The organism is Mycolicibacterium hodleri, from assembly GCF_025822245.1.
GTDB lineage: Bacteria > Actinomycetota > Actinomycetes > Mycobacteriales > Mycobacteriaceae > Mycobacterium > Mycobacterium hodleri.
Genome location: NZ_JACKTL010000056.1, coordinates 107,363 through 130,401, shown reverse-complemented (window position 1 = coordinate 130,401; position 23,039 = coordinate 107,363). Strand labels below are relative to the sequence as shown.

At 70.2% G+C, this 23,039-nt stretch carries 20 protein-coding genes; 15 read left to right on the top strand and 5 right to left on the bottom strand.

Features of this window, described 5'->3' with window-relative positions; genetic code table 11:
- Nucleotides 1–30 precede the first annotated feature (30 nt).
- The 7 genes from H7J06_RS24380 (at nt 31) to whiA (ending at nt 8,390) form a co-directional block, all read left to right on the top strand.
- A complete protein-coding gene (locus H7J06_RS24380) occupies nt 31–786 on the top strand; it encodes a hypothetical protein (protein ID WP_264041883.1) in 756 nt (251 codons plus the stop codon).
- Nucleotides 783–2,141, top strand: a complete 1,359-nt coding sequence (locus tag H7J06_RS24375; RefSeq protein ID WP_264041881.1) for a MurL-like N-terminal domain-containing — start codon at nt 783–785, stop codon at nt 2,139–2,141. The genes H7J06_RS24380 and H7J06_RS24375 overlap by 4 nt, the downstream gene beginning before the upstream one ends.
- Nucleotides 2,138–3,445 carry a UDP-N-acetylmuramoyl-L-alanine--D-glutamate ligase gene (murD, locus tag H7J06_RS24370; protein ID WP_264041880.1) on the top strand — a complete coding sequence of 436 codons (1,308 nt, stop codon included), beginning with the start codon at nt 2,138–2,140 and terminating at the stop codon, nt 3,443–3,445. Before H7J06_RS24375 ends, murD begins: the two co-directional genes overlap by 4 nt.
- A 62-nt stretch (nt 3,446–3,507) precedes the next feature.
- A complete protein-coding gene (gene uvrC / locus H7J06_RS24365; protein ID WP_264041878.1) occupies nt 3,508–5,499 on the top strand; it encodes an excinuclease ABC subunit UvrC in 1,992 nt (663 codons plus the stop codon).
- Nucleotides 5,496–6,401 carry an RNase adapter RapZ gene (gene rapZ / locus H7J06_RS24360; RefSeq protein WP_264041877.1) on the top strand — a complete coding sequence of 302 codons (906 nt, stop codon included), beginning with the start codon at nt 5,496–5,498 and terminating at the stop codon, nt 6,399–6,401. The genes uvrC and rapZ overlap by 4 nt, the downstream gene beginning before the upstream one ends.
- The gene (gene yvcK, locus H7J06_RS24355) at nt 6,398–7,399 is read left to right on the top strand and encodes a uridine diphosphate-N-acetylglucosamine-binding protein YvcK (protein WP_264041876.1); all 1,002 of its coding nucleotides are present in this window, start codon (nt 6,398–6,400) and stop codon (nt 7,397–7,399) included. The genes rapZ and yvcK overlap by 4 nt, the downstream gene beginning before the upstream one ends.
- Before the next feature lie 13 nt (nt 7,400–7,412).
- Nucleotides 7,413–8,390: a DNA-binding protein WhiA gene (gene whiA / locus H7J06_RS24350; RefSeq protein WP_149479392.1), complete on the top strand. Its 978-nt coding sequence runs from the start codon at nt 7,413–7,415 to the stop codon at nt 8,388–8,390.
- On the opposite strand, the gene H7J06_RS24345 is transcribed toward whiA, so the two are convergent.
- Nucleotides 8,387–10,111 carry an esterase/lipase family protein gene (locus H7J06_RS24345; RefSeq protein ID WP_264041875.1) on the bottom strand — a complete coding sequence of 575 codons (1,725 nt, stop codon included), beginning with the start codon at nt 10,109–10,111 and terminating at the stop codon, nt 8,387–8,389. The genes whiA and H7J06_RS24345 overlap by 4 nt on opposite strands.
- A gap of 94 nt (nt 10,112–10,205) precedes the next feature.
- Between H7J06_RS24345 and H7J06_RS24340 the strand changes: the two genes are divergently transcribed.
- The 5 genes from H7J06_RS24340 to secG all read left to right on the top strand — a co-directional run bounded on the left by H7J06_RS24340 (nt 10,206) and on the right by secG (nt 14,362).
- Nucleotides 10,206–10,919 (top strand): ABC transporter substrate-binding protein, encoded by a 714-nt coding sequence (locus H7J06_RS24340; protein ID WP_264041874.1) that lies wholly within the window; start codon nt 10,206–10,208, stop codon nt 10,917–10,919.
- A gap of 98 nt (nt 10,920–11,017) precedes the next feature.
- Nucleotides 11,018–12,040: a type I glyceraldehyde-3-phosphate dehydrogenase gene (gap, locus tag H7J06_RS24335; protein ID WP_264041873.1), complete on the top strand. Its 1,023-nt coding sequence runs from the start codon at nt 11,018–11,020 to the stop codon at nt 12,038–12,040.
- A 10-nt stretch (nt 12,041–12,050) separates the two neighbouring features.
- On the top strand, nt 12,051–13,286 hold the full coding sequence (locus H7J06_RS24330; protein ID WP_264041872.1) for a phosphoglycerate kinase: 1,236 nt from the start codon (nt 12,051–12,053) through the stop codon (nt 13,284–13,286).
- 9 nt (nt 13,287–13,295) lie between these two features.
- Nucleotides 13,296–14,081: a triose-phosphate isomerase gene (gene tpiA / locus H7J06_RS24325; protein ID WP_264041871.1), complete on the top strand. Its 786-nt coding sequence runs from the start codon at nt 13,296–13,298 to the stop codon at nt 14,079–14,081.
- 44 nt (nt 14,082–14,125) lie between these two features.
- The gene (gene secG, locus H7J06_RS24320) at nt 14,126–14,362 is read left to right on the top strand and encodes a preprotein translocase subunit SecG (protein WP_264041870.1); all 237 of its coding nucleotides are present in this window, start codon (nt 14,126–14,128) and stop codon (nt 14,360–14,362) included.
- Here the strand turns inward: secG and H7J06_RS24315 are convergent.
- A complete protein-coding gene (locus H7J06_RS24315) occupies nt 14,346–15,617 on the bottom strand; it encodes an ankyrin repeat domain-containing protein (protein WP_264041868.1) in 1,272 nt (423 codons plus the stop codon). The genes secG and H7J06_RS24315 overlap by 17 nt on opposite strands.
- Before the next feature lie 141 nt (nt 15,618–15,758).
- Entirely contained in the window at nt 15,759–17,426 is a 1,668-nt protein-coding gene (locus H7J06_RS24310; RefSeq protein ID WP_264041867.1) for an amidohydrolase, read from the bottom strand.
- A 150-nt stretch (nt 17,427–17,576) separates the two neighbouring features.
- Here H7J06_RS24310 and H7J06_RS24305 point away from each other — a divergent pair, with 150 nt between their 5' ends.
- The 3 genes from H7J06_RS24305 to ppc are packed head-to-tail and all read left to right on the top strand — an operon-like array spanning nt 17,577 to nt 21,360.
- The gene (locus H7J06_RS24305) at nt 17,577–18,161 is read left to right on the top strand and encodes an MspA family porin (protein WP_264041971.1); all 585 of its coding nucleotides are present in this window, start codon (nt 17,577–17,579) and stop codon (nt 18,159–18,161) included.
- Between the two features lie 5 nt (nt 18,162–18,166).
- On the top strand, nt 18,167–18,523 hold the full coding sequence (locus H7J06_RS24300) for a hypothetical protein (protein ID WP_264041866.1): 357 nt from the start codon (nt 18,167–18,169) through the stop codon (nt 18,521–18,523).
- Nucleotides 18,524–18,558: 35 nt separating this feature from the next.
- Nucleotides 18,559–21,360 carry a phosphoenolpyruvate carboxylase gene (gene ppc / locus H7J06_RS24295; RefSeq protein WP_264041865.1) on the top strand — a complete coding sequence of 934 codons (2,802 nt, stop codon included), beginning with the start codon at nt 18,559–18,561 and terminating at the stop codon, nt 21,358–21,360.
- On the opposite strand, the gene H7J06_RS24290 is transcribed toward ppc, so the two are convergent.
- Together H7J06_RS24290 and H7J06_RS24285 are read right to left on the bottom strand one after the other, a co-directional pair.
- On the bottom strand, nt 21,357–22,646 hold the full coding sequence (locus tag H7J06_RS24290; RefSeq protein ID WP_264041864.1) for a cytochrome P450 family protein: 1,290 nt from the start codon (nt 22,644–22,646) through the stop codon (nt 21,357–21,359). The two genes, ppc and H7J06_RS24290, sit on opposite strands and share 4 nt — an antisense overlap.
- An 8-nt stretch (nt 22,647–22,654) precedes the next feature.
- Nucleotides 22,655–23,032 carry an ATPase gene (locus tag H7J06_RS24285; RefSeq protein WP_264041863.1) on the bottom strand — a complete coding sequence of 126 codons (378 nt, stop codon included), beginning with the start codon at nt 23,030–23,032 and terminating at the stop codon, nt 22,655–22,657.
- Nucleotides 23,033–23,039 lie beyond the last annotated feature (7 nt).

Sequence of the window (23,039 nt, the reverse complement as noted above, 5' to 3'; positions counted from 1 at the left end):
CTTCGGGCGATACGTTAGAATGTGCTGATAGTGACCCATTTTCGCACGTCGGTGACCGCTCTGGAAGCCGACGCACGCCACGTGCGCGCCACCCAGTTGATCACGCGTCCCGGGACGTTGCCCACCGTCACGATTCCGATCGCCGACGGTCGGTGGCCCGACGCCGACGGCATCTGGCCGTACCTGCGGGAACCGGCGGAGTTCTTCGGGATCGACATGCCGGAACCCACCGCACTCACCGCCGCGCTCGCCGAGTTCGCGGCCACCGTGCCGGCCACGTTCCTCGCCGCCACCGTCGTGATCGTCGAGACCGACGGCGGATCCGGCGTCGTGGTGTCCGGCATTCCGGTGCAGCCAATGCGGTCGGCGCCCGTGGCGATCGTCGCCGACGACTCGGTGCCGCCCGCGCACCGCGCCTCGGACCCGTGGTGGCGACGGATGGCCGCGCGCACGACCAGCCGGGCCGAGGTCGACCAGCGGGAACGTTGGCTCAACGGCCGCGGCTACGCCGACGCGCTGTCCGACGGCGTACCAGTCCTCGGTGCACTGGTGGTCGAGACGCCCCGCGGTGTCGTCGGGGTGGAGAACCCCGAGCCCACGTCGGTGCTGGATCAGCTGGCGGCGTGCGGGTGGACGGCACCGATCACGCGGGCTGCCACGACGCCCGCCGACGCCGTGCGCGCGTGGTGGGTGTCACCGCGATTCGACACGCACCCGGTCGCGGAGCTCGCCGGAGTGTCCCTGCCGTCGACCGAGGCGGTACCGTCCTTCGCGAGGTGGTCATGAGCGAGTTCGACCCGGCATCGTTTCGGGCCATGAGCATCGACGGCTACGACATGGCCGACGGTGTGTTCCGGGCGCGGTACACGTTGCGCGCCAGCGGGTCTGGCGAGCAGTCCGGTGACGTCTCCTTCACCGAGGTGGTCGACTTCACCGCCGCACTGGGCGACCGCCGTCCCGACGACCGATTGCTCAGGCTGCTCGCGCTGACGTGCTCGCCGAGCTACTTCAAGGCCGCCGCGCCGCCCCGCGTCGAGATCGCCTTTCCGACGAGCGACGTCGAGCGGCACTACCTGCGCGAGCTGATCGCCGGTGGGCTCGGCGAATTCGCCTACCGGAACTCACTTCCCGACGCCCTGACCCCCACTGTCACTGGTCCCAGGGCGGCTGCGGAACCCGCGGCCGGGACCGTCGACGGGTGGGATCCCGACGCCGAGCCTCTGGTGCCCGTGGGTGGCGGCAAGGACTCGGTGGTCAGCATCGAAGCGCTCAAGCGCCAGGGATTTCGCCCGACGCTGTTCAGCGTCAACAAGTTCGACCCCATCGACCGCTGCATCGAGATCAGTGGCCTCGACAGCCTCCGGGTCACGCGGCGCGTCGACCCGGCGCTCATCGAGGCCAACGGGCGCGGCGCCCACAACGGGCACGTTCCCGTGACGGCGATCAACAGCGTCATCGGCCTCGTCGTCGCCGACGCCAACGGTCTCGGACCGGTGGTCCTGTCCAACGAGCGGTCGTCCAACGTCGGCAACATGACCTGGCTGGGCCGCGACGTCAACCACCAGTGGTCCAAGAGCATCTCCTACGAGACGCTGCTGCGGGACACGTTGGCCGCCTATGGGTTCAACCCCGACCGGTACTTCTCCCTGCTGCGGCCACTCTCGGAATCCGAGATCGCCGACCGGTTCCGGAGCAGCCCGCAGTACTTCCGCGACTTCATCAGCTGCAACCGCCCGTTCGCGATCGACGCCGGCCGGCGCGGGGCAACCTGGTGCGGGCACTGCCCCAAGTGCCTCTTCGTCTACGGGCTGATGGCGCCGCGGCTGGGCCGCGCGGAAGTCGAGGCCATCTTCGGCCACGACCTGTTCTCCGACCTCGACAACCGGCCCGGCTTCGAGGACGTCGTCGGCCTCGGCGTGCACAAGCCGTTCGAATGCGTCGGCGAGTACTACGAGGCAGCCGAGTCCCTGATGTCGGTCCTCGACGACGACGACTGGCGCGGAGTGCCGCTGGTCGAGGAGTTCCGTTCCCGCCGTGCCGAACTCGAGAAGGTCTCGGTGTCCCACGCATCGGAGCGCGACGGCCTGGTCGACGTCGACTACGTCCCCCCGAGGTACGCCGCGGCGTTGGACCTGCCGTGAGCCCGACCCCGTCCGACCTGGCCGGGTTGACCGTCGGCATCTGGGGCTTCGGCCGGGAGGGCGTCTCCATGGCGCGGACGGCCGCCGCCGCCGGGGCCGCCCGCATCGAGGCCGTCGACGACATGGGTCGGCGCCCCTTCGAGGAGCCCGACGACATCGCCCACCTCGAGGTGTTCCGGGGGCGCGAACACCTCGAGCGGCTCGGCGCCTGCGACGTCGTGTTCGTCAGCCCAGGGGTGCCCTGGCGGCAGCCGGTGTTCGAGGACCTGCGGCGCTCCGGCATCCGGATCTCCAGTGCCGCCGACTGGTTCATGTCGCGGCACGGCGCGGCCACCATCGGGGTCACCGGCACCAAGGGCAAGAGCACCACGGCGTCGTTCCTGGGGCACCTGCTGCAGCGGGTCGGCGTGGACGCCGTCGTGGCGGGCAACATCGGCACGCCGCTGTCCGACCTGTCGCCCGGGGACGGCACGGTCGTCGTCGCCGAGATCTCCAGTCAGCAGGCCGCGCTGCTGACCACCTCACCCGCGGTCGCGGTGATCACGAATCTCTTCGAGGACCACCTGGATTGGCACGGCGACCGCGACTCCTACCACCTGGCCAAGGCAAACGTCTTCCGGCGCGGCGCCCGCTCGCTGGTGACCACGCCGGAGGTCGTCGCGACCCTCGAGCGGCTCGGGGTGACGCCGATCGAGCCCGAGGTGCGCCTGGTCGACCCGACCCGTCGTGAACGCACGCCGAGCACGTCGGTGATGAGCTACGAGCACAACCTCGTCAACGGAGCGCTGGCGGCCGTCGCCGCCGCGGAGGTGCTCGGCAGGGCCGTGACGGCCGAGGAATTCGACTCCGCCGTGCGGACGTACCCCGGTCTGCCGCACCGCCTGCAGACCGTCCGCACCACGGGGCGGGTCCGGTGGATCGACGACACGCTTGCGACGACGGGGGAGAGCGTCACCGCGGCGCTGCGGGCGATGGACCCCGGCCAGCACGTCGCGGTGATCGTCGGCGGCATGGACCGCCAGCTGAACTACGAGCAGCTCGACGACTACCTGTGCCGCGGTGAGCGCCGGGTGTCACTGATTCAGTCACCGACCAACGGCGCGGCCATCGGTGCGGAGTTCGCGCGCCGCCACCCGTCGCGTACGCACCTGGTGGACGGCCTCGAGGCGGCGGTGCGCGTGGCCGCCGGGCTGCCCGACGTCGACGTGGTGCTGCTCTCACCCGGCGCAGCCAGTTACGACCTGTACGTCAACTACGAGGCGAAGGCCGCCGCGTACTGCGGTTTCATCGACGCGCTCGGCTGACCGACGCACGCTCGCCCGTCCGATGGCGTTTGGTTGTCGGCAGGCGAACTAATCTGGAACCCGTGCCCGATCCAGCGACCTACCGGCCGGCCCCGGGCTCGATACCCGTCGAGCCTGGTGTCTACCGGTTCCGCGATCCGCACGGCCGGGTGATCTACGTCGGCAAGGCCAAGAGCCTGCGCAGCCGCCTCAACTCCTACTTCGCCGACCTCTCCGGGCTGGCTCCCCGCACCCGGCAGATGGTGACCACGGCGGGCAGCGTCGAGTGGACCGTCGTCGGCACCGAGGTCGAGGCGCTGCAGCTCGAGTACAACTGGATCAAGGAATTCGATCCTCGGTTCAACATCCGCTACCGCGACGACAAGTCCTATCCCGTCCTCGCCGTCACGCTGAACGAGGAGTACCCGCGGCTGTTCGTCTACCGCGGTCCGCGCCGCAAGGGCGTGCGCTACTTCGGTCCCTACTCCCACGCGTGGGCGATCCGCGAGACCCTCGACCTGCTGACCAGGGTCTTCCCCGCCCGCACCTGCTCCAACGGAGTCTTCAAGCGACACAACCAGATTGGCCGGCCGTGCCTGCTGGGGTACATCGACAAGTGCTCGGCGCCGTGCGTCGGCCGGGTCAGCGCCGAGGAACATCGGCGCATCGTGCTCGACTTCTGCGACTTCCTGGCCGGCAAGACCGACCGGTTGGCCCGCGACATGGAACAGCAGATGAACGCGGCGGCAGAGGCGCTGGACTTCGAACGGGCCGCCCGGCTGCGCGACGACATCGGTGCGCTCAAGCGGGCGCTGGAGAAGCAGACCGTCGTCTTCGGTGACGGCACCGACGCCGACGTGGTGGCGTTCGCCGACGACGAGCTCGAGGCGGCCGTCCAGGTGTTCCACGTACGCGGCGGGCGGGTGCGCGGTCAGCGCGGCTGGGTCGTCGAGAAGTCCGGTGAGCCAGGCAAGTCCGGGCAGGAGCACCTCGTCGAGCAGTTCCTCACCCAGTTCTACGGCGACCAGGCCGAACTCGGGGGCGCCGCCGACGACGCCACCAACCTGGTCCCGAAGCAGGTTTTGGTGCCGGTGCTGCCCGACAACGCCGACGAGCTCGCCGCCTGGCTCAGCGGGTTGCGGGGGTCCAACGTGCAGCTGCGGGTGCCGGCCCGCGGTGACAAGCGCGCGCTCGCCGAGACCGTGCATCGCAACGCGAAGGACCAGCTGGCCCAGCACAAGCTCAAGCGCGCCGGTGACTTCAACGCGAGATCCGAAGCACTGCAGAGCATTCAGGAGTTCCTGGGGCTCGCCGAGGCGCCGCTGCGCATCGAGTGCGTGGACATCAGCCACGTGCAGGGCACCGACGTGGTGGCGTCGCTGGTGGTGTTCGAGGACGGGTTGCCGCGCAAGTCGGACTACCGGCACTACGCCATTCGGGAAGCGGCGGGCGACGGCCGCTCCGACGACGTCGCCTCCATCGCCGAGGTCACCAGACGCCGCTTCGCGCGCCACGTGGCCGACGCGCACGCACCCGTGGTCGAGGACGGCAAGGCCAGACGATTCGCATACCCGCCGAACCTGTTCGTCGTCGACGGCGGCGCACCCCAGGTGAACGCCGCGGCCGCGGTCTTGGAGGAGCTGGGCGTCGTCGACGTGGCCGTCATCGGGCTGGCCAAGCGTTTGGAGGAGGTGTGGGTACCGGGCGAAGAAGATCCGGTGATCATGCCCCGCAACAGCGACGGGCTCTACCTGCTGCAGCGGGTGCGTGACGAAGCGCACCGCTTCGCGATCACCTACCACCGAAGCAAGCGGTCGAAGCGGATGACCGCGTCGGCACTAGACTCCGTCCGGGGACTGGGGGAGCACAGGCGAAAGGCGTTGGTGACTCACTTCGGGTCGGTGGCCCGGCTGAAGGACGCCACCGTCGAGGAGATCACCGCGGTGCCGGGAATCGGAGTGGCCACGGCGAACGCCGTCCTGGAGGCACTCGGCGTGCCTACGATCAAGGACGAGGTGTCGATGACGGGCCAGGGGATGACGACGAGCGAGCAGCTGGAGGCGGATCGCGCATGACCGATCTGCGCGAAGGCCACGGCGACGATCCGCCTGCGGCCGGGATCGACGTCGTCCTCGTCACCGGTCTCTCGGGTGCGGGCCGCGGCACCGCGGCCAAGGTCCTCGAAGACCTCGGCTGGTACGTCGCGGACAACCTGCCGCCCGAGCTGATCGCCAGGATGGTCGAGCTGGGTCTGGCTGCGGGGTCGCGCATCACCCAGCTCGCCGTCGTGATGGACGTGCGCTCCCGCGGGTTCACCGGCGACCTGGAGTGGGTGCGCCACGACCTCGCCACCCGCGGCATCACCCCCCGCGTGCTGTTCCTCGAGGCGTCCGACGACATCCTGGTCCGCCGGTACGAGCAGAACCGGCGTAGTCACCCGCTGCAGGGCAATCAGACTCTGGGCGAAGGCATTTCCGCGGAGCGGACCATGCTGGCGCCCATCAGGGCCGCGGCCGACCTGGTGGTCGACACCTCGTCGTTGCCGGTGCCCGCCCTTCGCGAGACCATCGAGCGCGCATTCGCCGCCGAGACGGTGGCGCACACCAACGTGACGGTCGAGTCGTTCGGCTACAAGTACGGCTTGCCGATGGACGCCGACACCGTCATGGACGTCCGATTCCTCCCCAACCCGCACTGGGTCGACGAGTTGCGACCGCACACCGGTCGGCATCCGGCGGTGCGCGACTACGTCCTCGGCCAACCGGGGGCGGCGGACTTCATCGACACCTACCATCGGCTTCTGGACGTCGTCATCGACGGATACCGCAGGGAGGGCAAGCGCTACATGACCGTCGCGATCGGCTGCACGGGCGGCAAGCATCGCAGCGTCGCCATCGCCGAAGCCCTCGCCGGACGACTCGACGGTGACGGCGATTTGACGGTGCGGGTCCTGCACCGGGATCTGGGCCGCGAATGAGCGCCCGCATTGTCGCACTCGGTGGCGGCCACGGTCTGTACGCGACCCTGTCGGCCCTGCGCCGGCTGACGCCGCACGTGACCGCGATCGTGACGGTCGCCGACGACGGCGGCTCGTCGGGCCGGCTACGCAGCGAGCTCGACGTCGTGCCGCCGGGCGATTTGCGAATGGCGTTGGCGGCGTTGGCATCCGACACCCCGCACGGTCATCTGTGGGCCACCATCCTGCAGCACAGGTTCGGCGGCAGCGGCGCGCTGGCCGGCCACCCCATCGGCAACCTGCTCCTCGCGGGGCTCAACGAGGTGCTCGCCGACCCGGTCGCGGCCCTCGACGAACTCGGCCGCATCCTGGATCTCAAGGGCCGGGTGCTGCCGATGTGTCCGATCGCCTTGCAGATCGAGGCCGACGTCTCCGGTCTGGAATCCGACCCGCGGATGAGCCGGGTGATCAGGGGTCAGGTCGCCGTCGCCACCACCGTCGGCAAGGTCCGGCGGGTGCGCCTGCACCCGGGCAACCCGCCCGCCACCAGGCAGGCGGTCGACGCGATCATGGCCGCCGACCTCGTCGTGCTCGGCCCCGGCTCGTGGTTCAGCAGCGTGATTCCCCACGTGCTGGTACCGCAATTGGCCGCGGCGCTTCAGGCGACGGCGGCGCGGCGCGCCCTGGTGTTGAACCTGGTGGCCGAACCCGGTGAGACGGCGGGGTTCTCCGCCGAACGCCACATCCACGTACTGGCGCAGCACGCACCAGGTTTCACCGTGCACGACATCGTGGTCGACGCGGCAGGTGTCCCGGGAGAACGAGAACGGGACCAACTTCGGCAGACCGCGACCATCCTCGAGGCGCGGGTTGAGTTTGCTGACGTGTCCAGACCTGGTACACCATTACATGATCCGGCCAAGTTGGCCGCGGCGCTGGAGCGAGTGAGGCTGCGCGGTAGTGCACCCGCGCCGCCGCCGGCTCCGACGGCCGCCGCTCAGTCGGTCGACGAAAGGTGACGATCTCGTGGCGATGACAGCCGAGGTCAAGGACGAGCTCAGCCGACTCGTGATCAACTCGGTCAGCGCGCGGCGCGCGGAAGTGGCGTCGCTGCTGCGCTTCGCCGGTGGCCTGCACATCGTGGCGGGTCGCGTGGTGGTGGAGGCCGAGGTGGACCTCGGGGTCATTGCGCGGCGGCTGCGCAAGGACATTCACGACCTGTACGGCTACAACGCGGTCGTGCACGTGATGACCGCCAGCGGTATTCGCAAGGGCACCCGCTACGTGGTGCGGGTGGCGCAGGACGGTGAGGCGCTGGCTCGCCAGACCGGGTTGCTGGATCTGCGCGGCCGGCCGGTGCGCGGGTTGCCCGCGCAGGTCGTGGGCGGCAGCGTCGGCGACGCCGAGGCCGCGTGGCGGGGAGCCTTCCTGGCCCACGGGTCGCTCACCGAGCCCGGCCGCTCGTCGTCGTTGGAGATCAGCTGCCCCGGTCCGGAGGCGGCGCTCGCGCTCGTCGGTGCGGCGCGTCGGCTCGGCGTCAGCGCCAAGGCGCGCGAGGTGCGCGGCAGCGACCGGGTGGTGGTGCGCGACGGGGAGGCCATCGGAGCGCTGTTGACGCGGATGGGCGCCCAGGACACCCGGTTGACGTGGGAGGAGCGACGCCTCCGCCGCGAGGTGCGGGCGACCGCGAACCGCCTCGCCAACTTCGACGACGCGAACCTGCGCCGCTCGGCGCGCGCCGCGGTGGCCGCCGCCGCCAGGGTCGAACGTGCGCTGCACATTCTCGGCGACTCCGTGCCCGACCACCTGTCCAATGCGGGCCGCTTGCGCGTGGAGCACCGGCAGGCGTCCCTCGAGGAACTGGGCCGGCTCGCCGAGCCGCCGATGACCAAAGATGCCGTGGCAGGGCGCATTCGGCGGTTGCTGTCGATGGCCGACCGCAAGGCCAAGCAGGACGGCATCCCCGACACCGAGTCGGCCGTGACGCCGGATCTGCTCGACGACGCCTAAGCGGCCACCGCCGCCGGGAGCGGCATCGGATTGGCTGCCGGATTGGCTGCCAGGGCGTCGAGGACGGCGGCCATCGCCTGCGGACTGAGGAAGATGTTCGCGTGTCCGAGGACGAGCCCCGGGTACCGGTCTTGCAGGACGACGTTGGTGACCCCCGGTCCGGTCAGGGCCTGCTGGGTGTAGGGCGTGACGACTTCGTCGTCGACCGACGAGATGGTCGTGTACAGCACTCCCGGCCGGGTGTCCCCGTTGCCGTAGACCTCCTGCTGGAACGGTGACCCCTGCGCCTGCTGGAACAGCGCGGGCGCGATCGCGTCGGACAGTGCGGTGAACAGCGGGCCCAGGATCGGAATGGACGTCAACCCGTTCAGCTGGTCGAAGTCGGTGCCGTGATTGCTCGGGGCGAGACCGATGATCTGCGAGACCTTGTCGGCACCGCCGAGTTCGTTGACGTAGTACACCGGCAGGATGCCGCCGCCCTGCGAATGCCCGATGAGGATGACCTTCGGAGCGCCCGTCGACGCGAGCACCCGGTCCACCTCCGCGGCGAGTTCGAGGCCGGACTGCCGGATGTCGCCCACGGCCTGGATGGGGAAGTTGGGATCGCCGGTGGTGTTGCCGTAGTTGAACGTGAAGACCTTGTAACCCGCGTTGGCCAGCACCGGCGCGCCGACCGACCAGTTGACGCCCTGCGTCGCCGTGGTGCCGTTGAGCAGGATCACCGGCAACGGATGCTCCGGTGTCACCGTGATCGACGGGTCGTTCGCCCCCGCGGGTGGCGTGGTGGGGGTGAAGAACGAGAGTCCGTCGAGGATGCCGTAATTGACGGCGAACTGGCCGCTCGGAGGCGACAGCGGCGCTCCGACCAGGGTCCGGCCGGCGGCGGCCGCCGCGTTGGCCACCGACATGGCCAAGAGGTAGGGCACGCCGAGGAAGCTGGACGGCCCGAAGGCCTGGGCGACGATGGTCGCGGCCGTGTGCACCACCGACACCGTCACCGTGGCGACGTCGACGGCCAATCCGGCGAGCTGCCTGTCGAGCCGGGGCGCGATGGTCGGAGCGGGGGTGGGCGTGACCACCGCCGCGGAGGCGGCGGCGACGGGGGTGGCGGGGGCGACGCCCGACACCGACGGGGGAGTGGCCGCCGCCGTGACACTGCGCACGGCGGGTGCGCTGCTCGTCGGCTCGGGCCGGGACACCTCGGGTCGCGACGCCGGCTGGATCGCGGGTGTGGTCGTATTCGTCTGCTGGACATGCTTGTTGGACTCGTGCGGCACGACGACGGGCGCTTCGATTGCGGGCGGGTCCGCGTCGACGGTCGGCGCCGGGTCGGGCTTGGGCGATTCGGTGGCCGGCGGTTCGGCGTCGTGCGTGGGTGGGTCGGACGGCGCGTGGGTCGTGCCGGGGAGTGTCGCCGGACTCGACGGGGCCCCGGGGTCGTCCGCCTTCGAGTCCGACCCCGGGTCCGGCTTGTCCGTGTGGGGGGAGGACTGCTGGGACTTCTCCTGCGACGTGTGCTGGGACGTCTGTTGGGACGTCGAGGTACCCGTGGTCGACGACGGGCTGCCCGAACCGCTCGGCCCGCCGTCGGCCACGGCGACGCCGCCGCCCAACGACCCGGCGGAGAACCCGGCCAGGAGGAGCGCGGCAAGCGACACTCGCAGGCGCGCGTGGGGCGCCGACGTGCGATGCGAACTGGGGCGACGGGAACTCTCGTGCATCCGAACCTCCGACTCGAGCTAACGGACCGTAGCCGCTGCGCGGCGTTGGCGGCCGCGGTTCGGGCAAATCCGACGCCACAGTTACCGTGAGTCGATGGACACCCTGCGGGTGGGCGCGTTCGTCCCCGATCCACCGTTCAGCGGCATGGCCGACGGCGGCGGCCTCGCCGTCGACCTCGCCGCCGCGTTGGGCGCCGCGCTGGGCCTGCCCGTCGAACCGATCGCCTACGACGGTCCCGACGCCGACGGAATCCTCGCGTCCCTCGCGGCGGGGGCGTTCGACTGCGTCGTCGCGGGCCTGGTCGTCACGGCCGAGCGCCGGCGCGTGGCCGCCTTCGGGCCGCCGTACCTGGTGTCGGATCAGGCCCTCGCCGTCGACGCCACGCGCCATCCGACGGTCAGATCGGTCGACGACCTCGTCGGTCTCACCGTCGCGGTCCGTCGCGGCTCCGCCGGTCAGTCGGTCGCCGAACGCCTCCTCGCCGATGGTCGGGCGGGTGCGGTCCGCGCGTTCGACGACCGCGACTTTCGTTCGGTGGCAACCGATCTCGAGTCGAGTGGCTGCGACGCGCTCATGGCGCTCGCGCCTACGCTCGCCGCACTGGTCGGGTCCCTTCCCGACGTCGACGTGGTGCAGCGCGGCCTGTCCCGGGAGGAGATCGCGATTGCCGTCAGCCCGGACGCCGACGCGCTGCTGGCGCAACTCGTCACGGCGCAGGAACGACTCGAGGCCGACGGCTCGCTGCAGGAAATGCGGCGCAAATGGCTCGGCAACCCCTACCGGGACCAGAGTCTGGCCGCCCACTGACCAGCCTTCGCGTTGCGGAGGGCGCACCACTAGGCTGATCCCCGAGCACGTGACTGGGCAAGATGCCGGAGCATCTTCGAGATCTAAGGAGCACGACAGTGACCGTTCGGGTAGGCGTTAACGGCTTCGGCCGAATTGGACGCAACTTCTTCAGGGCCCTGGACGCACAGAAGGCCCTCGGCAAGAACACCGACATCGAGATCATCGCCGTCAACGATCTGACCGACAACGCCACGCTGGCGCACCTTCTGAAGTTCGACTCGATCCTCGGCCGGCTGCCCTACGACGTCAGCCTCGAAGGCGACGACACCATCGTCGTCGGCGACACCAAGATCAAGGCGCTCGAGGTCAAGGCCGGCCCGTCGGAGCTGCCGTGGGGTGACCTGGGCGTCGACGTCGTCGTCGAGTCCACCGGCATCTTCACCAACGCCGCCAAGGCCAAGGGACACCTGGACGCCGGAGCCAAGAAGGTCGTCATCTCCGCGCCGGCCACCGATCCCGACATCACCATCGTCATCGGCGTCAACGACGACAAGTACGACGGCAGCCAGAACATCATCTCCAACGCGTCGTGCACCACGAACTGCCTCGGCCCGCTGGCCAAGGTCCTGCACGACGAGTTCGGCATCGTCAAGGGCCTGATGACCACGATTCACGCCTACACCCAGGACCAGAACCTGCAGGACGGCCCGCACAGCGACCTGCGTCGCGCCAGGGCCGCCGCCCTCAACATCGTTCCCACCTCCACCGGCGCCGCAAAGGCCATCGGCCTGGTCATGCCCGAGCTGAAGGGCAAGCTCGACGGATACGCGCTTCGCGTGCCGATCCCCACGGGCTCGGTCACCGACCTGACGGTGGAGCTCGCCAAGTCGGGCACCGCGGAGGAGATCAACGCCGCGATGAAGGCTGCCGCCGAGGGCAAGCTGAAGGGCATCCTGAAGTACTACGACGCCCCCATCGTGTCGAGCGACATCGTCACCGACCCGCACAGCTCGATCTTCGACTCCGGCCTGACCAAGGTCATCGACAACCAGGCCAAGGTCGTGTCCTGGTACGACAACGAGTGGGGCTACTCCAACCGTCTCGTGGACCTGGTCGCGCTGGTCGGCAAGTCGCTGTAGAGCCGGATCCGTGGCCGAATCCTCCATCAAGTCACTGTCGGATCTACTGGCCGAGGGCGTCGAGGGGCGTGGCGTACTGGTGCGCTCCGACCTCAACGTCCCGCTGGACGACGAGGGCACCATCACCGACCCCGGGCGGATCCTGGCGTCCGTCCCGACGCTGAAGGCGTTGTCGGACGCGGGCGCCAAGGTCGTCGTCACCGCCCACCTCGGACGGCCCAAGGACGGCCCCGACCCCAAGTTCTCGCTGGCGCCCGTCGCGGCGGCCCTCGGCGCGGAGTTGGGCAGGCACGTTCAGTTGGCCGGTGACGTGGTCGGCTCCGACGCGCTCGCCCGCGCCGAAGGCCTGACCGACGGCGACGTGCTGATGGTCGAGAACATCCGCTTCGACCCCCGTGAGACCAGCAAGGACGACGCCGAGCGGCTCGCGCTGGCCAAGGAGCTGGCCGAACTGGTCAGCGGAGCCGACGGTTCGCCCGGTGCGTTCGTCTCCGACGGATTCGGCGTGGTGCACCGCAAGCAGGCGTCGGTGTACGACGTGGCGACGATCCTGCCGCACTATGCGGGCTTGTTGGTCGACACCGAGGTCAAGGTGCTCGAGCAGCTCACCAGCTCGACCGAGCGCCCGTACGCGGTGGTGCTCGGCGGCTCGAAGGTCTCCGACAAGCTGGCCGTCATCGAGAACCTGGCCACCAAGGCCGACAGCATCGTCATCGGCGGCGGCATGTGCTTCACCTTCCTTGCCGCACAAGGGGTTTCGGTGGGCACCTCGCTGCTGCAGCCGGAGATGATCGACACCTGCAAGAAGCTCCTCGAGGACTTCGGCGACGTCATCCACCTGCCGGTGGACGTCGTCGTGGCGGAGAAGTTCTCCGCCGACTCCCCGGCGGAGACCGTGGCCGTGACCGCCATCGCCGACGACCGGATGGGCCTCGACATCGGCCCCGAGTCGGTGAAGCGGTTCACCGCTCTGCTGTCCAACGCCAAGACCGTGTTCTGGAACGGCCCGATGGGCGTCTTCGAGTTCCCGGAGTTCGCCGCGGGCACCAAGGGCGTCGCCGAGGCCGTCATCGGTGCGACGGCCAAGGGCGCGTTCAGCGTCGTGGGCGGGGGCGACTCGGCCGCCGCCGTGCGGCAGCTCGGCCTTCCCGAGGACGGCTTCTCGCACATCTCGACGGGTGGCGGCGCGTCGCTGGAATACCTCGAGGGCAAGACGCTGCCCGGCATCTCGATCCTGGAAAGCTAGGAGACTCCCTTGCCTCGCAAGCCGCTCATCGCCGGCAACTGGAAGATGAACCTCAACCACTTCGAGGCCATCGCCCTGGTGCAGAAGATCGCCTTCTCGTTGCCGGACAAGTACTTCGACAAGGTCGACGTGACGGTCATCCCGCCGTTCACGGACCTGCGCAGCGTGCAGACCCTGGTCGACGGTGACAAGCTCCGACTCACCTACGGGGCGCAGGACGTGTCGCAGCACGACTCGGGTGCCTACACCGGCGAGATCAGCGGCTCGTTCCTGGCCAAGCTCGGCTGCACGTTCGCCGTGGTCGGGCACTCCGAGCGGCGCACCTACCACGGCGAGGACGACGCCCTGGTGGCCGCCAAGGCCAAGGCCGCCCTCAAGCACGGTCTGACGCCCATCGTCTGCATCGGCGAGGCGCTGGAGGTCCGTGAGGCAGGCAACCACGTCGAGTTCAACGTCACGTCGCTGCGCGGCTCGCTGGCCGGGCTGACGGCAGAACGGATCGCGAACGTCGTCGTCGCCTACGAGCCGGTGTGGGCGATCGGCACCGGCCGTGTGGCCAGTGCCGCCGACGCGCAGGAGGTGTGCGCCGCCATCCGGGCGGAGCTGGCCGAGTTGGCCTCGCCCGCCGTCGCCGACACCGTGCGCGTGCTCTACGGCGGATCGGTCAACGCCAAGAACGTCGGGGAGATCGTCGGCCAGACAGACGTCGACGGTGCCCTCGTCGGCGGGGCGTCACTCGACGGCGAGCAGTTCGCGATCCTCTCGGCGATCGCCGCCGGCGGACCCCTGCCCTAACCCCGATTCCCTGATCCGGCGGGGTCGCCGGTAGTCTGGCGACCATGATTTTCGCTCTGCAGATCACCCTCGTCGTCACCAGCATCCTGGTGGTCCTGTTGGTGCTTCTGCATCGGGCCAAGGGTGGCGGTCTGTCGACCCTGTTCGGTGGCGGCGTGCAGTCCAGTCTCTCCGGCTCGACGGTCGTCGAGAAGAACCTCGACCGCCTGACCTACTTCGTGACCGGCATCTGGCTCGTCTCGATCATCGCCGTCGCCCTGCAGATCAAGTACGGCGCCTGAGCCGCAGCACCGCCGCCGTCGCCTCGGCCTGACCGTGTTCGGCCCAGCCCAACGGCGTGGTGCCGTGCACGTCGTCGAGCACCTCGGGATCGGCCCCGCACTCCAGTAGCGCCTCGACCAGTTCGACGTCGCCGATCCAGGCGGCGTGATGTAGCAGCGTGTGGCCGTCGATCCTGGCATCCACGTCACCGCCCGCGGCGGCCAGCGCGCGCACGCCGTCGGGCGTGCCCGCGGCGGCGATCGGTGGCTCCGGCCCATCCGGCCGCCACGGCGACGGCGCACCCACCGGCCGGCCCTCGGTGAACCCGTACGAGGCGAGCAGGTCCAGACGGTCGGTGAAACCCCGATCCCTCGCCCAGTCGACCTGCCGCTGCACCATCTCGGCGGGGGTCTCCAGCGCCTCTCCGAGGCGCCGCTGCCACGGCCCGCCGTCGCCTCGACCGAGCCCGGCGGGCAACAGGATTCGCAGATGGCCGTCGTCGCGGGCGAACATCCGGTTGTACAGCGTCTGAGCGTCGTTCGGCTCGGCACCCCGGTCGAGCAGCAGGCCGGCCAGCTCGTCGGCGGCCGGGTGCCGCGGTTGTCGTCCCGGCCCCGCCTCGCCCTCACCGAAGCACATCGTCAGCACGGTGAACGGCGTCGGCAGCCCGAGCCAGAGGTAGCCCGCGTTCGGGTCCGCGCCGGCGTCGAGGAGCAGCCGTGCCGCCGCCACGGGGTCCCGTTGCGGCACCCGCGCCGCGGCGAGGTGGAACAGCGCGGTCCAGCCGAACGGCCCGCCCTGCTCGGTGGCAGCGCCGGCGTCGTCGTCGAGGTGCCGCCGCACCGCGGTCGCGTCACCGACGGCCGCCGCGGCGTACACGCTTCGGGCCGGCAGATCGGGGTGGGCACGCAGCACGTCACCGGCCGCCGACCACCTGGCGGGACCGTCGCCCTGGGAGTACGTCAGGCAGGCCTGCGAGAGGAACCGGGCGAGCGGGTCGTCGTCGACGGTGACCGTCGGGTCGCGGCGGAGCTGCTCGGCGGTACGCAGATACGACTGCAGCCGGGGCCAGCTGCTGAAGCCGACCGCGCGGGCGACGACGTGTTGTGCGGCGGTCAGCGCGAACGTCGCCGGGTGGGCGGGCGCTCCCGCCGGGTGGTGACGCGACACGCGGGCGAGGGCCTCGGGGTCGTTCGTGCGTACCGCCCGTTGCAGTCGGCGGGCGTCGCGGCGGAACCGCTCGAGCGAGGGATTGTTGGGCAGGGACGGGGCCATGGCGGCCTCCTTTCGTCGCACCCGATGTCCGCTGCGTCGGGCCGAAAGGAGGGACGGGCCGAAACGATCGTCATCCCAGGAGGGTTGAACCCGTTTCCGCGGACCGGAGGCGCCCTGGACACCGCGGCCGACGCTACCGGATCACCCCCCGTTGGGGAACCATCGACCTTCGTACACCGTGCCGAGAACCGGAATCTCGTTGAGCCGCTCCGGATTCACGGCGTAGGGATCCTCGCCGAGCACGGTGAAGGTGGCGAGCTTGCCCACCGAGATGCTGCCCAGATCGTCCTCCATCCGCCAGGAGTAGGCGGCCTCGACGGTCACTGCGCGCAAGGCGTCGTGCACCGAGATGCGCTGCTCGGGCCCGGCGACCCGACCGCTGGGTGTTCGGCGGTTGACTGCGCACCATGCCAGGGTCAGCGGGGCCGCGGGTCCCATCGGCAGATCCGAGTGGAAGGACAGGGGGATGCCGCGGCGCAGCACCGACGCCGACCGCACCATGGCGTCCGCCCGGGCCGCACCGAGGCCGTGGGCGGCGTACCTGTCGGCGAACCCGACGGGGTAGTAGGGGTTGGCCGACACGATGGCGCCGACCCGGGCGATGCGGTCGACCTGCTCCTCGGTGGAGTTGGCGAAGTGCACGATCACGGTGCGGTGGTCCGTGCGGGGATGACGGGCCATGCACTCCTCGACGGTGTCGAGCACCAGGTCGAGCGCGGCGTCACCGTTGACGTGAACGTGCAACTGCCAGTTGGTGTTCCAGTACGCCGCGGCAAACGACCGGAACACCTCCGGCTGCATCATCCACTCGCCGTGATGACACGGATCGGGTTGACCCGCGTCGTCGAGGTACGGATCGCGCATCTGCATGAGCTGACTGATGATCGCGCCGTCGGCGAACAGCTTGACCTGCTTGGGCAGCAGCCGGACCTTCCCGGTGCTCGCGCGGGCGACTTGGCGTTCGGCGTCGGCCACCGCGTCGGCGGGATCCATCCCCGCGTCCGCCTGGCTGCGGGCGTCGACGAGGAACGTCGAGAGCAACGGGGTGTCGGCGGCGCCGAGGACGTCCAGGTAGAGCTGCCACGGCTCGACGTCCCACATGATGCCGGGCTCGTTGAACGCGGTCACGCCGTTGGCGCGCAGGTAGGCCACCATCTGCCGCAACCCCGCGGCGACCCGGTCCGGCGGCATGAAGTGCGGTGCCAGGCGAGGCAACAGCAGGTTCATGCCCGACTCCCACCAATGCCCGGCCTCGACGTCGACCATGTCGCTGGCAGGCCCGTGCCCGGACATGCCGTCGGCCGTGATGCCGAGGACGTCGACGGCAGCGGAGTTGAGGAACCACTCGTGACAACTGCGCTGCCACACCGCGATCGGCCGGGTGCGGCTGATCCCGTCGAGCACCGTGCGGTCCAGCGAGCCGTGCCACAGCCGGTGATATCCCCACGAGATCAGCCACGCCCCTGGATCGTCGAGGGCTCGCTCGGCGTCGGCAAGCCGCGCGCGGTACTCCCGCTCGGTGTCCGCGGCCGGGCACCGCCGGCCGGGAAGCTCCCAGTCCTCGGTGGCGATGACGTCGGTCATCAGGGTGGTGGCGCCGAGCACCGGATGCAGGTGCTGGTCGATCAGCCCGGGCAGCAGAACCGCATCGGCGAACCGGTCGTCGACGACACCGGCGCCACGCAGCGCCTCGACCGACCCGACTGCGGTGATCCGGTCGCCGGCCACGGCGACGGCCGTCGCGGTGGGTCGACCCGGATCCATGGTGACGATTCGACGGGCGGAGAAGATCGTCGCAGGCGCGGTCACCGGGCCATCCTGACCCATTGCGCACTCGCCGCAACCGGGAACGACGTTCAGGAATCACCCAGTGCCGGCCCATACCATCAGCGCGTGCCCAGACTTCTTCGCGCAGGTGCGTTCTCGGCGGTACTCCTGTGCGTCGGCGCGGGCACGGGCGTGAACGTGGGCGTTGCCGCCGCCGAACCCGTTCCCGTCGCCGACGTGGTCCAAGCGGCGGACACCGACGACGGCTGGCACCTCAGCGCCGCGCTGACACGGATGACGATCAACTCCGTGCCCAACATGGCCGCGACGGCCTTCACCAGGGAGGGCTTCGTCACCGGAAAGGCCGCCGCCAGCATCGACGGCAACGGCGCCGTCGCCGTGAACTCGGGCACGCTGGTCTTCGGCCTGCAACTGGGCTGCCAGATCGATCTCAGCGAGGGCGGCAGCGTCGGCGGGGACGCGGACGTCGGCATCAATCCCAACTCCAGTGGCGGCGACGTGTTGAACGACGTCGGCCCCTTCGCCGATCTGGGCGGCAACGTCTCGATCAACCTCCTGCCCGGCACCATCACCAACGTCGGGCTGGGCAAGAAGACCCTCAAGGGCCGCACCGGCGAAATCGTGGTCCACGATGCGCACGTCAAGGTCGACGCCTGCGGTGGTGCCGTGGCCATCCGGTTCTTCGCCTCGGTGATGATCGACACCGACAAGTCCGACGAGAGCGTCAACGTCTACGGCGACATCCTCTCGTTGTGAGGCCGATGCGGAGGGTCACCCGGTACGCGGCGGTCGTGCTGTGCTCGGCGGCCCTGACCATGGCACCCGCCGGTGCCGCACACGCCGACTGCACGGGCGCCGGCGACTTCGGAGCGGGATCCGGCTGTCCGCCGCCGGGGGACTCGGGCGGTTCGGGCGGCGGTGACAGCTGGCCCCCCACCAGCGTGGACTGGCCGCCCGCGCAGAGTTCGAGCTCCGGGGACTCGGACGGCGGTGACGCCCACCCGCCCGCGACGCCGATCGTGCTTCCCTTCGGCCAGGCGCCGCCGCCGCCCGCCCACCCCGTGACCTCGACGACCCCCACCCCGACGCCGATCGTTCCGGTCGCCGGAGCCTCGTAGTGCGGGCGGTTCCCGGTACGTCGATACTTGTCGTCATGGCCGATGCCCCAGATACCGCCCTCGCACCCATCGGCTCGGTGCGCCGAACCCAGGTCGGCCGGGAGGCCACCGAACCGATGCGCGAGGACATCCGTCTCCTCGGCGCCATCCTCGGTGACACCGTGCGCGAACAGAACGGCGATCACGTCTTCGACCTGGTGGAGCGGGCCCGCGTCGGGTCATTCCAGGTGCGGCGGTCCGAAATCGACCGCTCGGACCTGGCCAGCCTCTTCGACGGCATCGACGTGCACGAGGCGATTCCCGTCATCCGGGCCTTCACCCACTTCGCGCTGCTGGCCAACGTCGCCGAGGACATCCACCGCGAACGACGCCGCGCCGTGCACGTCGAGGCGGGTGAGCCACCGCAGAACAGCAGCCTGGCCGCGACGTACCTCAAGCTGGAATCGGCCAAGCTGGACTCCGAGACCGTCGCCGACGCCCTCACCGGCGCGCTGGTCTCACCGGTGATCACCGCGCACCCCACCGAGACCCGCCGCCGAACGGTGTTCGACACCCAGCACCGCATCACCGAGCTGATGCGGTTGCGGATGCACGGCCAGACCCGCACCGACGACGGTCGCAGCATCGACCTCGAGCTGCGCCGCAACATCCTGGTGCTGTGGCAGACGGCACTGATTCGCTTGTCGCGGTTGAAGATTCAAGACGAGATCGAAACGGGACTGCGGTACTACCCGGCCGCCTTCTTCGAGGTCATCCCTCAGGTCAACGCCGAGGTCCGCACCGCGCTGCAGGCGCGCTGGCCCGACGCCCACGTGCTCGAGCAGCCCATCCTGCGGCCCGGGTCGTGGATCGGCGGCGACCGCGACGGCAACCCGAACGTCACCGCCGACGTGGTCCGACTGGCCACCGGCAGTGCCGCGTACACGGCGCTGGCGCACTACTTCGTCGAGCTCACCGCGCTCGAGGAGGAACTGTCGATGTCGGTGCGGCTGGTGCACATCAGCGACGAGCTGCGGGACCTGGCCGACACCCGTGGCGAACCGGCCCGCGCCGACGAGCCCTACCGTCGCGCCCTGCGGGTGATCCACGGCCGGTTGACGGCGACGGCCACCTCGATCCTGGACCGCCAACCCGAGTACCAGCTGGACCTGGGCATGGAGCGCTACGAGACGCCCGAGCAGTTCCAGGCCGACCTCGACGTGGTGGACGCGTCCCTGCGGGCGAACGGCAGCTCCCTGCTGGCCGACGACCGACTCGCCCGGCTACGGGAAGCCGTGCACGTCTTCGGCTTTCACCTCTCGGGTCTGGACCTGCGGCAGAACTCCGACGTCCACGAAGAGGTGATGGCCGAACTCCTCGCCTGGGCCGGCGTGCACGCCGACTACGCGTCGCTGTCGGAGGCGGAGCGGGTGGACGTGCTGACCGCCGAGCTGGCTACCCGCCGGCCGCTGGTGAGCCCCGGCGCGGAGCTCTCCGAGCTGGCCCGCAAGGAACTCGACATCACCGCCGCGGCGGCCAGGGCGGTCCGAGTGTTCGGCCCGCAGGCGGTGCCCAACTACATCATCTCGATGTGCCAGTCGGTGTCGGACATGCTCGAGGCGGCGGTGTTCCTCAAGGAGGCCGGCCTGCTGGACGCCTCGGGGGACGAGCCGTACAGCCCCGTCGGCGTCGTGCCGCTGTTCGAGACCATCGACGACCTGCAGCGCGGTTCGTCGATCCTGGAAGCGGTGCTGGACATCCCGCTGTACCGGGCGCTGGTGCACGCGCGCGGCGAGCAGCAGGAGGTGATGCTCGGCTACTCCGACTCCAACAAGGACGGCGGCTACCTGGCCGCGAACTGGGCGCTGTACCGCGCCGAACTCGAACTGGTCGAATCGGCGCGCAAGACCGGAATTCGCCTGCGGCTCTTCCACGGTCGCGGCGGCACCGTGGGCCGCGGTGGCGGGCCCAGCTACGACGCGATCCTGGCGCAACCCCCTGGCGCGGTGAAGGGCTCGCTGCGCATCACCGAGCAGGGTGAGGTGATCGCGGCCAAGTACGCCGAACCGACCATCGCGCACCGCAATTTGGAGACCCTGCTCGCCGCCACGCTGGAGTCGACGCTGCTCGACACCGAGGGACTGGGCAGCGCTGCCTCACACGCCTACGAGGTGCTCGACGACCTGGCCGCCCGGGCCCAGCGCGCGTACTCCGAATTGGTGCACGAGACACCGGGTTTCGTCGACTACTTCAAGGCGTCGACGCCGGTCAGCGAAATCGGTGCGCTGAACATCGGCAGCAGGCCCGCCTCCCGCAAGCCGACGACCGCGATCTCCGACCTCCGCGCGATCCCGTGGGTGCTGGCCTGGAGCCAGTCACGGGTGATGTTGCCCGGTTGGTACGGCACCGGAACGGCCTTCGAGGAGTTCATCGCCGACGGTGAGGAGGAGGCGCGGCTGGCCGTGCTGCACGACCTCTACGAGAAGTGGCCGTTCTTCCGCTCGGTGCTGTCCAACATGGCGCAGGTGCTGGCCAAGGCCGACATGGGCCTGGCGGCCCGGTACTCCGAGCTCGTCGAGGACGAGGCGTTGCGGCACAGGGTGTTCGACAAGATCGTCGCCGAGCACGACCGGACGATCGCGATGCTGCGGCTCATCACCGGCAACGACGACCTGCTCGCCGACAACCCGGCACTGGCCCGCTCGGTGTTCAACCGGTTCCCCTACCTCGAACCGCTCAACCACCTGCAAGTCGAACTGCTGCGCCGGTACCGCTCAGGCGACGAGGACGAACTGGTCCAGCGGGGCATCCTTCTCACCATGAGCGGGTTGGCGACCGCGCTGCGCAACAGCGGCTAGGCCAGCGCCCGGTAGTCGACCCGACAAGGGTCCGCCGACCGGGCGACGCCACCGATCTGCGCGGGCACCGGACGTGGATACCGGTCCCACCCCGGCGTCATGTCGTAACGGGCGAGCAGGCGGGTCGTCGCCATGGTCATCGCCGCCAGCGAGAACGGCTGCGCCGGGCACGAGTGCCTGCCGTGCCCGAAGGCGGTCACCAGCATCGGCGACGCCAACGCGGTCGCGTCGGTCAGTCGGTACCGGTGCCACCGGCCCGGATCCCAGCTCCGCAGCCCGGGAGCGGCCGAGGTGTTGAGCAACGGAAGCAGGGTGGCGATCGTCCAGCCCGCAGGCACGTCGACGACACCGGCACCGGTGTCGAAGGCGACCGGCTTCAGCACGGTGCGCGCCATGATCGAGCGTTGCGCCAGCCGGGTGCTCTCCAACGCGCAGCGCTGGGCGAGCTCGGCGTCACCGGCGGCGACGAGGCGCGCCGCGTCGGGGTGCTCGACGAGGTCGACGAGTGCCCAGCCCAGCGCGGCCATCAGGTTCGACATCGAGGCGACGTGAATCAGCGCGACGTCCATCGCGATGCCGCGGTGGCGTACGGGCGTCGGCTCCGCCGCCCACGCCGCGACGATCCGGCCGAACAGCCCGTCGTCCTGCGAGTCTCCCGAATCGACCTGCCGCGCAGCATCTCCCACGACGTCGGCGATCTCGTCGAGCGCCGCGCGCTCGACCACCTTGCCCGAGGCGGCCACCGCCGCCATCGCGTCGGGGTGCACGAACGCCTCCGACCCGTCGAGGACGTCGAACGCGCGCACCAACCGCTCGAAGATGTCACCGTCGGCGCAGCCCGGCCCCGCCCACGACGCCAACCCCATCCGGTGACCCAGCCGCCGCGTCAGGGCGAACAGCTCGACCGAGCCCCGCTCGCCCAGTTCGGCCTCCGTCACGTCGAGGGCGTGGTTCAGATGGGCCAGATGGGACGAGACGTCGTCGCGCCGGAACAACGAGTCCGGCAGCATTCGCCGGCCCACGAACACCTCGTCGGGCAGTTTGCGCCGCAACATCAGGTAGTCGGCGACACCCTTGCTGGCCGACTCCTCGGGCAGTGCGTAGAACGACTCGACGCCGGTCGGCGAGAACGTGAACAGATGGTCGCGCCCGCCGCTGCGCACCACGAAGGAATCCCCGTACGTCGCGCGGGCCTCGGCCACGACGGCCACCGCGTCGACGACCGGCACGTCCCACGGCAGACCGACGCCGTCGGCCACCGGGAGGACCTCGAGTGGTCCGGGCACGTCGCCCTCTACAGACCGGCGCTCTTGCGCACTGCGTTGAGCGCGCCCCGCACCGCGTGCTCGGTCGCCGCCAACGGCGCCACCACGGACTCGCCGACGCTGACGATGCGTTCGACCCGGCCGACGATGGCCTCCAGACGGTCGACCACGCCAAACAGCCGGGGCGCGAGTTCGTCGATGCGGGTGATGGTGGCGTTGAAGCGCTCGAGGGTGACGTCCAGGCTGCTGGTCGACGAGTCGAGGTCGGCGAGCGTCTGGCCGAGGTCGGCCAGGATCGCCTCCACCTGCTCGACGGTGGCGTCGGCGTTCAACGCGGCGTGCGTCAACGTCCTGATGCGTTGTCGTGCCGGTGCCTGCCGTCGACGGCCGTCGCCCTTGTCTGCCATGGCAGTC